The organism is Bradyrhizobium sp. BR13661 (assembly GCF_029892425.1).
GTDB lineage: Bacteria > Pseudomonadota > Alphaproteobacteria > Rhizobiales > Xanthobacteraceae > Bradyrhizobium.
Window position 1 is genome coordinate 159,126 of sequence record NZ_JARXWB010000007.1, and the last position, 12,241, is coordinate 171,366.

At 63.2% G+C, this 12,241-nt stretch carries 12 protein-coding genes; 7 read left to right on the forward strand and 5 right to left on the reverse strand.

All coding sequences use genetic code 11. The features are described from left to right. Positions 1-3 precede the first annotated feature (3 nt). The 4 genes from M2427_RS14195 to tyrS all read right to left on the reverse strand — a co-directional run bounded on the left by M2427_RS14195 (position 4) and on the right by tyrS (position 5,284). Positions 4-1,698 carry a methyl-accepting chemotaxis protein gene (locus M2427_RS14195; protein ID WP_280706971.1) on the reverse strand — a complete coding sequence of 565 codons (1,695 nt, stop codon included), beginning with the start codon at positions 1,696-1,698 and terminating at the stop codon, positions 4-6. Between the two features lie 358 nt (positions 1,699-2,056). Then, positions 2,057-2,494, reverse strand: coding sequence for a DoxX family protein (locus tag M2427_RS14200; protein WP_280706972.1), 438 nt, complete (start codon positions 2,492-2,494; stop codon positions 2,057-2,059). 220 nt (positions 2,495-2,714) lie between these two features. Further along, entirely contained in the window at positions 2,715-3,974 is a 1,260-nt protein-coding gene (locus tag M2427_RS14205) for an MFS transporter (RefSeq protein ID WP_280706973.1), read from the reverse strand. Between the two features lie 56 nt (positions 3,975-4,030). Beyond that, positions 4,031-5,284 carry a tyrosine--tRNA ligase gene (tyrS, locus tag M2427_RS14210; protein ID WP_280706974.1) on the reverse strand — a complete coding sequence of 418 codons (1,254 nt, stop codon included), beginning with the start codon at positions 5,282-5,284 and terminating at the stop codon, positions 4,031-4,033. Between the two features lie 165 nt (positions 5,285-5,449). Here tyrS and M2427_RS14215 point away from each other — a divergent pair, with 165 nt between their 5' ends. The 3 genes from M2427_RS14215 (at position 5,450) to M2427_RS14225 (ending at position 7,663) form a co-directional block, all read left to right on the forward strand. Further along, entirely contained in the window at positions 5,450-6,553 is a 1,104-nt protein-coding gene (locus M2427_RS14215; protein WP_280706975.1) for an anhydro-N-acetylmuramic acid kinase, read from the forward strand. A gap of 98 nt (positions 6,554-6,651) precedes the next feature. Next, positions 6,652-7,329: a glutathione S-transferase family protein gene (locus tag M2427_RS14220; RefSeq protein ID WP_280706977.1), complete on the forward strand. Its 678-nt coding sequence runs from the start codon at positions 6,652-6,654 to the stop codon at positions 7,327-7,329. A 10-nt stretch (positions 7,330-7,339) separates the two neighbouring features. After that, the gene (locus tag M2427_RS14225; protein WP_280706979.1) at positions 7,340-7,663 is read left to right on the forward strand and encodes a multidrug efflux SMR transporter; all 324 of its coding nucleotides are present in this window, start codon (positions 7,340-7,342) and stop codon (positions 7,661-7,663) included. A 10-nt stretch (positions 7,664-7,673) separates the two neighbouring features. Here M2427_RS14225 and M2427_RS14230 read toward each other — a convergent pair whose 3' ends face one another. Further along, the gene (locus M2427_RS14230) at positions 7,674-8,321 is read right to left on the reverse strand and encodes an alpha/beta hydrolase (protein WP_014495555.1); all 648 of its coding nucleotides are present in this window, start codon (positions 8,319-8,321) and stop codon (positions 7,674-7,676) included. Between M2427_RS14230 and M2427_RS14235 the strand changes: the two genes are divergently transcribed. The 4 genes from M2427_RS14235 to sufC all read left to right on the forward strand — a co-directional run bounded on the left by M2427_RS14235 (position 8,320) and on the right by sufC (position 12,235). Continuing rightward, positions 8,320-8,490, forward strand: a complete 171-nt coding sequence (locus M2427_RS14235; RefSeq protein ID WP_280706980.1) for a hypothetical protein — start codon at positions 8,320-8,322, stop codon at positions 8,488-8,490. The two genes, M2427_RS14230 and M2427_RS14235, sit on opposite strands and share 2 nt — an antisense overlap. Positions 8,491-8,670: 180 nt before the next feature. Then, positions 8,671-9,810, forward strand: coding sequence for a cysteine desulfurase family protein (locus M2427_RS14240; RefSeq protein WP_280706981.1), 1,140 nt, complete (start codon positions 8,671-8,673; stop codon positions 9,808-9,810). A 113-nt stretch (positions 9,811-9,923) separates the two neighbouring features. Beyond that, entirely contained in the window at positions 9,924-11,420 is a 1,497-nt protein-coding gene (gene sufB, locus M2427_RS14245; protein WP_280706982.1) for a Fe-S cluster assembly protein SufB, read from the forward strand. A 62-nt stretch (positions 11,421-11,482) separates the two neighbouring features. Next, on the forward strand, positions 11,483-12,235 hold the full coding sequence (gene sufC, locus M2427_RS14250; RefSeq protein ID WP_280706983.1) for a Fe-S cluster assembly ATPase SufC: 753 nt from the start codon (positions 11,483-11,485) through the stop codon (positions 12,233-12,235). The last annotated feature ends 6 nt before the right edge of the window (positions 12,236-12,241 follow it).

Genomic DNA, 12,241 nt, shown 5'->3' on the forward strand with positions numbered 1-12,241 from the left:
CGCTTATGCCGCGCGCACGCCGGCCAGGAACGTCCCGACTTCGCCCGAGAGCTGCTCGGCCTGCTTCGAGAGGTTCGAGGCCGCCGCGAGCACCATGCCGGCGGCGTTGCCGGTTTCGTTGGCCGCCGTGCTGACGCCACCGATATTGGTGGTGACCTCCTTGGTGGCCTCGGCGGTCTGCGAGACGCTGCGCGCGATCTCGGCGGTGGCCGCGCCTTGTTCCTCGATGGCGGCTCCGATCGAGGTGGCGATCCGGCTGACCTCCTCGATGGTGGCGGTGATCCCACCGATGGCGTCGACTGCTTCTTTCGTCGCGCCCTGGATCTGGGCGATCTTGTCGCCGATCTCGCGGGTGGCCTCCGCGGTCTGACTGGCCAGCGACTTCACCTCGGAGGCGACAACCGCAAAGCCGCGACCGGCCTCACCGGCGCGCGCGGCCTCGATGGTGGCATTGAGCGCGAGCAGGTTGGTCTGGGCGGCGATGTTGGAGATCAGCTCGGCGACATGCTCGATCTGCTGAGCGCCGTCGGACAGGGCGCGAACGATGGTGTCGGTGCGGCGTGCGCTCTCGACCGCGCGGCCGGTGACGTCGGCCGATTGCGCGACCTGGCGGCTGATCTCGGTGATGGAGGAGGAGAGCTCTTCGGCGGCGGCCGCGACGGTCTGAACGCGCTGGCTGGCCTCGGTTGCAGCCGACCCGACCACGGCGGCGCGCTGGTTGGTGCCCTCCGCGGTCGAGGACATCGACTTGGCGGTGGCCTCCAGCTCGCCGGAGCCCGAAGCCATCATGCCGACGAGCTGACCGACGGACGCATCGAAGCGGTCGGCAAGCGAGATCAGAGCATCGCGCTTCTCCTGCTCGCTGCGGGCCTTGTTGGCGGCCTGCTCGGTCTCCAGCGTGCGCGCTGTCATGGCGGTCTGCCGCAACACTTCAAGCGTCTCGGCCATGCGCCCGATCTCGTCGCCGCGACCGGTCTCCTCGACCGGCTTGTCGATGGCGCCCTCGGCGATGTCCTGCATGCGGGTCTTCTGGCGGTCGAGTGCGCCGAGCACGTCGCGGGCGATCAACCAGGACAGCGTCGCCATCAGCAGCATCAAGCCGATGCCGATCGCACCAAGCTCCAGCGTCAGTGCGCGGACGTCGGCGTCGATGTCGTCGACATAGAGGCCGTAACTGATCGTCGCGTTCCACGGCGTGAACTCACGGACGAACACCGTCTTGCGAACAGGCTCGGTCTGCCCTGGGCGCGGATAGAGATAGGAGGTGACGCCACCCTGCGGCGCCTGCTTTGCAGCGTTCAGCTGGGCATCGGCGATCAAGACGCCATTCGAGTCCTTGGCGCCCGTGATCTTGCCTTCGAGCTGCGGATTGGCGCCATTCACCAGGATCGACGTGTCGGGGTTGTAGATCACGGGATAGCCCTGGCCGCCGCCGAACTTCATGTTGCGAGCCCGCTGGCGAAACTGGAGCTTGGCATCATCAGCCGTCAACTTGCCGGCGGCAACGTCATCCTGGAAGGTCTGGGCGAGGCCGTGGAGCAGATCGACCGCAGTCTTCATCTGCTGGACCCGGTCCTCCATCATGCGGCTCTTGCTGAGGACCGCCGATACCGCGATGATGGCCGTGACTGTGAGAGCCGCAAGGCAGACCATGCTGGCAAGCTTGGTGCGGATCTTCAGGTGACTCAACAGATTCATCACAGCCCCTATGACATGTTTGTTATTATTCCCATCGCTAGCACTAAGTTCTTACCATTCATGAAGATAGGCCCGTCGGCGCCTGTCGCGCGCGGGCGGCTTCGCAGCTCTATGCGAAAGCGTGCAGGCAAAACGCCATGCGACGGCGGGCCCCCGTATTTCTGCGGGAGAAATACGATCTCTGAGTTCAGTGGTGATCGAGCTTGGCTGGACGGGCAATGAACCGATTCGTTCATCGCATCATCATGTCCGTGCTGCTTGTCGCGGCCCTCGTCCTGATCTGGAACGTGCTTGGCCCGCGCTGAAACCGGCACCGGCGAAACGCCAGTGCCGGCCTTGCTTTTCGGTTGCGCGCGCGTCAGCGCCGCGCGAAGGCGCCGCCCGGCGCGTCGCTTTCCTTGCCGATCAGCGCATCGACGCTGATCGCACCGCCGCCCGCCGCGGAAATGTAGAGACAGGCAAAGCAGAACAGGATCGCCGCGGTGCCGCCGTTGAGCAACGGCAGGACCACGGGCGTACCGGTCTTCATCATGTGGCCCATGAAGTAGGCGAACGCCATTTCACCGGAGAGGATGAACGCTGTGAGGCGGGTAAACAGGCCGAGCATCAACGTTGCGCCAAGCACGAGCTCAAGCGCGCCGGCCACATAGATCAGCGGTGGGATGTCAGCGAAGTAGGGGAGCACCGGGAACTTGAACAGCTTGGCGACACCGTACTGGAACAACAGCAGTCCGGTGACGAAGCGAAACAGGCTCAAGAGAACCGGTTGAAAGCGGGTGAGATAGGGAAAGTTCATTGGTTTGTGCCCTCCATCCAATGCTGCGACTAGGATCGCATTCGGTTTCGTCCTGCAAGCTGCGCCAGGTCAATTCGCGCTGACATTTTTGTCATGTCGGACAAAACACCGCAGGCTGTGGTTTCAGCCGCACACAATTCGCAATTTTTGAGCGTAAACTCGGTGCGTCTGTCCGTAGTTTCCCGGTAACACCAGCGAAGTCAGGTTACCTCCGGGAGACCTAGCGCCGCAAGGCCGGAACAACCAGAAATGGAATCATCCCGAGGACAACGCTCGCAAGTGCGAAGGCCAGCAGCGCGTTGTAGCCGTGGGTGGCGTCGTGGATCAGGCCGCCGCTCCAGGAGCCGAAGGCCGAGCCCAGCCCGCTGCCGATCGAGATCGTGCCGTAGATGGTGCCGACCCGCTTGCCCTGAAAGATCCGCATCGCGGTCGCGCTGATCAGCGGACCGCGCGAGCCCATCATGCTGCCGAAGCAGACGACAAAGCCGGTCAGCAGAGGGATGTTCGGCGAGTACTGCAATAACCAGAGCAGGACGATGCCGATGATCGAGATCGCGTAGCTCAAGAGTACCGACGGCCGGCGCCCGATCAGGCCGTCGAGCGCGGATACACCCAGCATGCCGAACACCAGCACGACGCCGGAGAAGCCCCAGGCGGTCGCGGCCTGCAGCGGCGGGAATCCGGCATCGATCAGATAGGCCACGATCTGCGCGGCAATCGAATACATGCCGACGGCGGTGAAGAAGAAAGTCGAGAACAGCGCCCAGAAGGCGTGGTGACGCATCGCGCGCAGAAGCGTCCAGCCATTGTCGACGAAATCAGGGTCGGTCTTTTTCACGACATAAGGTGAGCCCCCAGCGAACAATCGCCACGGCAGCAGCGCCAGCGGCATCAGCAGGCCCAATACGGCAAAGCCGAACAGCTGGTAGGTGTCGCGCCAGCCGATGTGGTCGATCAGGAGCTGCGAGGCCGGCAGCAGCGCCAGCACGCCGCCGCCCATCGCCGAATACACCACCGACATTGCCGTCGGCAGGCGCGGCCCGAACCAGCGGCCGAGCAGGATCGAGTTCGGCACGATGCCGATGAAGGCAACGCCGATGCCGACGCAGAGGCCGATCGAGAGCTGGAACTGCCACAGATGCTGCGCGTGGGCCGCGATCAGGAACGCCGCGCCGAGCAGCAGCATGCCAAACGCATAGACGATGCGGGGTCCGGAATGATCGAAAAGGCGGCCGACAAAGGGGGCGGTGAGGCCGCTCGCGAGCCAGGTGAGCGAATACACCGAGACGATCTGCGCGCGGTCCCAGCCAAAGCTTTCCGAAATCGGCTTAAGGAAGACCGTAAAGCTGTCGCCGAGCCCGCGGCCGAGAACGGCCAGCGTGAAGCAGAGCGCGAGCACCGTGAGCGCGATGCGCACGGCGCCTTGTGGCGTAGCCGCCACGCCTTCCTTGCTCGCTTCCCTGATTGTTTTCTGATCCATTGCCCGTCAGGGAGCGCGCTTCGGCGCGCCCTGACAAGCATCAAAAGCTCATACGCCTATGCAGGCTTGAGCAGGACGTGCTTCTTCTTGCCGAAGGACAGCTTGATCACGCCTTCCGGCGTCAGATTGGCCGCCGATAGAACCATCTTCTCGTCGGTGACGGACTCGTCGTTGACGCGCAGGCCGCCGCCCTTGATCTGGCGGCGCGCTTCACCGTTGGAGGCGACGAGACCAGCCTTGACGAAAGCGTTCAGCACGCCGAGACCTGCCTCCAACTCGCCACGCGGAGTTTCCACCGTCGGCAGGCTTTCGGCGAGTGCGCCTTCCTCGAAGGTGCGGCGCGCCGTCTCGGCTGCTCCGTTCGCGGCGTCGCGGCCGTGCAGCAGCGCGGTCGCTTCCGTCGCGAGCACCTTCTTGGCTTCGTTGATCTCGGAGCCGCCGAGCGCTTCGAGCTTCCTGATTTCGCTCATCGGCAGCGTCGTGAACAGCTTCAGGAATTTGCCGACGTCGGCGTCCTCGGTGTTGCGCCAGTATTGCCAGAAATCGTAGGGGCTGAACTGGTCGGCGTTGAGCCACACCGCGCCTTGCGCGGTCTTGCCCATCTTGGCGCCGGAGGCGGTTGTCAGCAGCGGTGTCGTCAGCGCGAACAATTGGTGGGTGCCCATGCGGCGGCCGAGATCGACGCCCATGATGATGTTGCCCCACTGGTCCGATCCGCCCATCTGCAAATGGCAGCCGGTACGCTTGGCGAGTTCGACGAAGTCGTAGGCCTGGCAGACCATGTAGTTGAACTCGATGAAGCTCATCTCGTGCTCGCGCTCGAGGCGCAGACGCACGGAGTCCATGGTCAGCATGCGGTTGACCGAGAAGTGGCGGCCGACATCGCGCAGCATCTCGATCCAGTTCAGCTTGGTGAGCCACTCGGCATTGTCGAGCATGATGGCATCGCTCTTGCCATCGCCGTAAGTCAGCACCTTGGCGAACACGCCGCGGATCGATTCCTTGTTGGCCTCGATCTCGGCAATGGTGCGGATCGCGCGCGTCTCGTCCTTGCCGGAGGGATCGCCGACCATGGTGGTGCCGCCGCCCATCAGCGTGATCGGCTTGTTGCCGGACTGCTGCAGCCAGTGCAGCATCATCATGGTCAGGTAGTTGCCGATGTGCAGCGAGCGGGCGGTGCAATCGTAGCCGACATAGGCGGTCGCCTCGCCCTTGGCGGCGAGCGCGTCCAGCCCCTCGAAATCGGAGCACTGGTGGATGAATCCACGTTCCTGAAGCGTGTTGAGGAAATCCGATTTAAATGCAGTCATCTGTCGGCATGCCTGACAATTCTTGGTTTACTGTTTTGGGAGCAATTTAAGGGTCTTACCTGGGAACTCGATTGCTGCCCGCCATTTGGCGCTGTGGCATTATAAGATGTGTCCCTCTGGCACAAGATCGGCATGCCGGAGGGGGTGTTTGAGGACGCTGATCCCATGATGTTGACGGCACTCGGTTTGATGAGCGGCACCTCGCTGGACGGGGTGGATGTCGCGCTGATCGAAACCGACGGAAAACAGGTCAAGGCATTCGGACCATCAGGCTACCGGCCCTACAGCCCGGCCGAGCGCAATCTGCTGCGCCAGGCGCTGTCCGAGGCCGTGCATTTGTCACAGCGCGATGCCCGGCCGGGGATCCTGGCCGAGGCCGAGCGCGCGGTCACGCTGGCGCATGCCGAGGCGGTCGCCGCCTTCGTCGCCCAGAACCGGATGAAGCCGGAGGAAATCGACATCGTCGGGTTCCATGGCCAGACCGTATTGCACCGGCCTGAACGGCGGCTGACGGTGCAGATCGGCGATGCGCCCGCGCTGGCCAAGGCGATCCATATTCCTGTCATGCACGACTTCCGTGCCGCCGACGTCGAGGCCGGCGGGCAGGGCGCGCCGTTCGTGCCGGTTTACCACCGGGCGCTCGCCAATTTGCTGGCGCGCGAAGGGCCGATCGTCGTGGTCAATATCGGCGGCGTCTCCAACATCACCTATATCGATGGCAACGACACGCTGATCGCCTGCGACACCGGGCCCGGCAACGCGCTGCTCGACGATTTCATGTACCGCACCATGAACCAGGCGTTCGATACGGAAGGAAAGTTCGCTGCCCTCGGCAAGGTGGATGAAGCCTGGATCGCAAGAGCGCTGGAGCTGCCGTTCTTCGCAAGCCCACCGCCGAAATCGCTCGATCGGAACGACTTTGCCGCCTTGAAGCTCGGCGACGTGCTGCCAGCCGATGGCGCTGCGACGCTGACTGCCTTCACCACGGCCGCAATCGCCCGCATCGTTCCCTTGCTGCCGAGGCGGCCGCGCAGCTGGATCGTCTGCGGCGGCGGTGCCCGCAACCTCACCATGCTGCGCATGCTGCGGGAGCGGGTGGGAGCGGCCACTGTCGAAGCCGCCGAAGCGCTCGGCTGGGCCTCTGATGCCATCGAGGCCCAGGCGTTCGGCTTCCTCGCCGCCCGCGGCCTGAAGGGCCTGCCGCTATCCTATCCGGCCACCACGGGCGTACCGATGCCGATGACCGGCGGGGTGATCGCGCGGCCCTGATCGTATGGGTAGTTAATGCAATTGCATGGATCTTGACTAGTTCATGCAAATGCATCTATCTTGGCGGCAGTTTGCAACCAACCGCCGGGATCGTCGCCATGACCACTTCGCTCAAGCTCATCAGCCACAAGCTCTGTCCCTACGTGCAGCGCGCCGTGATCGCTCTGAAAGAGAAGGGCGTGCCGTTCGAGCGGATCGATATCGATCTCGCCAACAAGCCCGACTGGTTCCTGAAGCTCTCTCCGCTCGGCAAGGTGCCGGTGCTGGTCGTGACGACCGACGAGGGCGAGGTCGCGCTGTTCGAGAGCAATGTGATCTGCGAGTACATCGAGGAGACGCAAGGCGGCGCCAAGCTGCATCCCGCCGATCCGCTCAAGCGCGCCGAGCACCGGGCCTGGATGGAGTTCGGCTCGGCGATTCTTGGCGATCTCTGGGGACTCGAGACCACAACGGATCCCGCCACGTTCGAGAGCAAGCGGCAGGCGCTAGCGGCGAAATTCGCGCGCGTGGAAGCTGCGCTCGGTGCGGGCCCGTTCTTCGCAGGCGAGGCGTTCAGCCTGGTCGACGCCGTGTTCGCGCCGGTCTTCCGGTATTTCGATTTGTTCGACGAATTGACCGAGCACGGCATCTTCCGCGATGTGCCGAAGGTGCGAGCGTGGCGAGCGGAGCTTGCAAAACGTCCAAGCGTGCGTACCGCCGTCGGCGAGGACTATACGCAATTGCTGCGCGCCTTCCTGGTTCGCCACGACGCGCATCTGCTCAAGCTCGCGGCCTGAGCGCATCCCGGTGTCGCAATCTGTGGCCTGGCTGATGCTGGTTGTCGCCGGCGCGCTCGATGTCGGTTGGGCGATCTCGATGAAATATGCGGAAGGCTACACGCGCGTGGGTTGGAGCATCGTCTCGCTGCTGCTGCTCGCGGCGTTTGTCTTTCTGCTCGGGCGTGCCTTGAAGGTGCTCGAAGTCGGCGTCGCCTACTCGGTGTGGACCGGCATCGGCGCTGCCGGCACCTTCGTGATGGGCGTCGTGCTGTTCGGCGAGACCTTGAGCGCGATGAAGCTTGCGGGCATCGCGCTCGTCTTGATGGGGATCGTCGCGCTCAAGCTGGCTTGAGCGCGCGTCCTCAGCGCACGTTCGCCAGGCGCATGTCGAGATAGGCCGTGATGGTTTCCATCAGCGGCTCGAGCTTGGCGTCGAAGAAATGGTTGGCGCCGGGGATGACCTGCTGGTCGATCACGATGCCCTTCTGCGTCTTCAGCTTCTCGACCAGCGTGTTGACGTCCTTCGGCGGCACCACCGCATCCTTTTCACCGTGGACAATAAGTCCCGAGGACGGGCAGGGCGCGAGGAACGAGAAGTCGTAGAGGTTGGCCGGCGGCGCGATCGAGATGAACCCTTCGACCTCGGGGCGGCGCATCAGGAGCTGCATGCCGATCCAGGCGCCGAAGGAGAAGCCGGCGACCCAGCAGGCGCGCGCTTCGGGATTGATGGTCTGCGCCCAGTCGAGCGCTGCCGCCGCATCCGACAATTCGCCGGTGCCGTGGTCGAACGAGCCCTGGCTGCGGCCGACACCGCGGAAGTTGAAGCGCAGCACCGAGAAGCCGCGATGCGCAAAGGCGTAGTAGCACTGATACACGATCTGATGATTCATCGTGCCGTGAAACTGAGGATGCGGATGCAGGATCATCGCGATCGGCGCGTTCTTCTGCTTGGCCGGGTGATAGCGGCCTTCGAGACGGCCGGCGGGGCCAGTGAAAATAACTTCAGGCATGGATGATCTCTTGATTGATCTCTGGAAGACGGTCTTCAGCAATCAACCGATTGTGGCCTTCATCGACGGCGACACCGACGAAAGCACGAATGGAAGGATGAGAAGGCGTGCGCCTCGCGGTGATGCGCAGACGGCGCGCGGTGACTTGACGGTGCGCGTTCTAACATAGGCTGCGGGGCAAAAAGCAAGCATCTTCGACATCTGGCAATGCACTCAAGATGTTAGCTGCTCGTCGAGGCGTCATTGCAAAGCCCGGGTCCGGAATCACGGTTGCCAAGCACGCGGACGTGGCCCATCTCGGGCTGGAGGCGGTCTGAACAGGCTGCAGAGGTAGGTAATATATTACTCGATGCCAAGCCGCGTTTATCTCGACTGGAATGCCACAACCCCCCTGCGCCCCGAGGCGCGTGCGGCGATGCTGGCCGCTTACGAGCTGATCGGCAATCCGTCCTCGGTCCATGCCGAGGGGCGGGAGGCGCGGCGGTTGGTCGAGGATGCCCGTGCCTCGCTGGCGACGGCCGTGGGCGGGTTGCCGCGGAACGTGGTCTTCACGTCGGCTGGAACCGAGGCCAACGCGCTGGCGCTGTCGCCGGGCCTGCGCGGCCGATCGGGCGAGCCTGTGCGGCGGCTCCTGGTGTCCGCGGTCGAGCACGCGTCCGTACTCGCTGGCGGCCGGTTTCCGGCAGAGAGCATCAGCCAGATTCGGGTCACCCGCTCCGGCCTGGTCGATCTCGACCATCTGCGAGAGCTACTTGCCGGTGGCCCGCCGGCGCTCGTTTCCATCATGGCGGCCAACAATGAAACGGGTGCCATGCACCCGGTCGTCGAGGCAGCGCGGATCGTTCACGAGGCGGGTGGCCTACTGCACGTCGATGCGATCCAGGCGCTAGGGAAAATTGCGTTCAATATTAACGCGGTAGGCGCGGACCTTGCGACCTTTTCTGCGCACAAGATCGGCGGCCCCAAAGGCGTCGGCGCGCTGGTCACAGCCGAGGGGCTTGCCGGATTGGAGCCGGTGCTGCGCGGCGGCGGGCAGGAGCTCGGCCGGCGGGCAGGAACCGAGAATGTCCCAGGGATCGCCGGCTTTGGAGCTGCCGTGACAGCTGCCCTTCAGGCTCTGCCGGAGGATGCGGAACGAATGGCAAGCCTCAGAAATAGCTTGGAAAATGGAATTCGATCGATTGCCCAGGCGACGATCTTCGCAGACGATGTTGAGCGGTTACCAAATACCGTTCTATTCACCGCGACCGGTCTGAAGGCCGAGACTATCGTCATCGGCTTCGACCTCGAAGGAGTGGCCGTATCTTCCGGTTCGGCCTGTTCCTCAGGTAAGGTCCAGCCGTCCCACGTGCTCTCGGCGATGGGGTACGGTGCCACCGTAGCCCAGGGAGCGGTGCGCCTCAGTCTGGGCTGGTCCACGGAAGCGGAGGACATCAACAGGGCGTTAGAGGCTTGGCGAAAGCTCGGTAATACCCTACTTAGAGCCTAAGCGACGAAACACGGCTTGAACGGTTCTAAGCCCGTGCTTTCTGCCAAAAAACATCGTAATATTCGTTCGAGTTTGATCCACCGCGGTCCTTGAAACCGCGAGCGGAGGATAGAATGCCAGCCGTCCAAGAGACGGTCGAGCGCGTCAAGCGCATCGACGTCGACCAGTATCGTTATGGGTTTGAGACCCAGATCGAGTCCGACAAGGCCCCGAAGGGGCTGTCCGAAGACACCGTCAGGTTCATCTCCGAGAAGAAGAACGAGCCCGCCTGGATGCTCCAGTGGCGGCTTGAGGCTTACAGGCGCTGGCTGACCATGACCGAGCCGACCTGGGCCCGCGTCGACTATCCCAGGATCGATTTCCAGGACCTCTATTACTACGCGGCGCCGAAGCCGAAGAAGACGGTCACCTCGCTCGACGAGATCGATCCGGAGATCCTGAAGACCTACGAGAAGCTCGGCATCCCCTTGCGGGAGGTCGCCATGCTCGAAGGCGTCGAGCCGAAGCCCGGCGAGGAAGATCCGGCGCGCCGCAAGATCGCGGTCGATGCTGTCTTCGATTCGGTTTCGGTCGCGACCACGTTCAAGGCGGAGCTCAAGAAGGCCGGCGTGATCTTCATGCCGATCTCGGAGGCGATCCGCGAGCACCCTGAATTGGTGCAGAAGTATCTGGGCTCGGTGGTGCCGACCTCGGACAATTACTACGCGACGCTGAACTCGGCGGTGTTTTCCGACGGCTCGTTCGTCTACGTGCCGCCCGGCGTGCGCTGCCCGATGGAGCTGTCGACCTATTTCCGCATCAACGAGCGCAACACCGGCCAGTTCGAGCGCACGCTGATCATCGCCGACAAGGGCTCCTACGTTTCCTATCTCGAAGGCTGCACCGCGCCGCAGCGCGACGAGAACCAGTTGCATGCCGCCGTGGTCGAACTCGTCGCGCATGACGATGCCGAGATCAAATATTCGACGGTGCAGAACTGGTATCCCGGCAACTCGGAAGGCAAGGGCGGCATCTACAATTTCGTCACCAAGCGTGGCGACTGCCGCGGCAACAACTCCAAGATCTCCTGGACCCAGGTCGAGACCGGTTCGGCGATCACCTGGAAATATCCGAGCTGCATCCTGCGCGGTGACAATTCGCGCGGCGAGTTCTACTCGATCGCGATCTCGAACGGCTTCCAGCAGGTCGATTCGGGCACCAAGATGATTCATCTCGGCAAGAACACGTCGAGCCGCATCATCTCCAAGGGCATCGCCGCCGGCAAGTCGCAGAACACTTATCGCGGCCTCGTCACCGCGCACCGCAAGGCGACCGGCGCGCGCAACTTCACCGCCTGCGATTCGCTGCTGATCGGCGACAAATGCGGCGCGCATACCGTGCCGTACATCGAGGCCAAGAACTCCTCGGCGACGTTCGAGCACGAGGCGACGACCTCGAAGATCTCCGAGGACGTGCTGTTCTACTGCATCCAGCGCGGTCTTTCGCAGGAAGAGGCGGTCGGCCTCGTCGTCAACGGCTTCGTCAAGGACGTGCTGCAGCAATTGCCGATGGAATTCGCGGTGGAAGCGCAGAAGCTGATCTCGATCTCGCTTGAAGGGTCGGTCGGTTAATTGCCGACCCTCGCGGTGCGCACCTCGCGCCCCAACATCATCTGAATAAACTGGATACCAAGATGGCTTTGCTTGAAGTGAAAAACCTCAAGGTTCGTGTCGAGGAGCGTGAGATCCTCCATGGGCTGACGCTGACCGTGAACGAGGGCGAGATCCACGCGATCATGGGGCCGAACGGCTCCGGCAAGTCGACGCTCTCGCATGTCATCGCCGGCAAGCCCGGCTATGAGGTCACCGACGGCCAGATCCTGTTCAGGGGCGAGGACCTGCTGGAGATGTCGCCGGATATCCGCGCCGCCAAGGGTGTGTTCCTGGCGTTCCAGTATCCGGTCGAGATCCCGGGCGTCGCCACCATGACCTTCCTGCGCACGGCGCTGAATGCGCAGCGCAAGGCGCGCGGCGAGAGCGAATATTCCACGCCGGATTTTCTCAAGAAAGTCCGCGAAGTCTCGAAGTCGCTGAACATCCCGCAGGACATGCTCAAGCGCGGCGTCAATGTCGGCTTCTCCGGCGGCGAGAAGAAGCGCAACGAGGTTCTGCAGATGGCACTGTTCGAGCCGAGCCTGTGCATTCTCGACGAGATGGATTCGGGCCTCGACATCGACGCGCTGCGCATTGCGGCTGATGGCGTCAATGCGCTGCATTCGCCCAAGCGCGCGATGGTCGTCATCACCCACTATCAACGGCTGCTGAACTACATCGTGCCCGACATCGTGCACGTGATGTCGAAGGGCCGTGTCGTGAAGAGCGGCGGCAAGGAACTGGCGCTGGAGCTGGAAGCGTCCGGCTACGCCCAGTTCGAGGACGCTGCGTAAGGAATT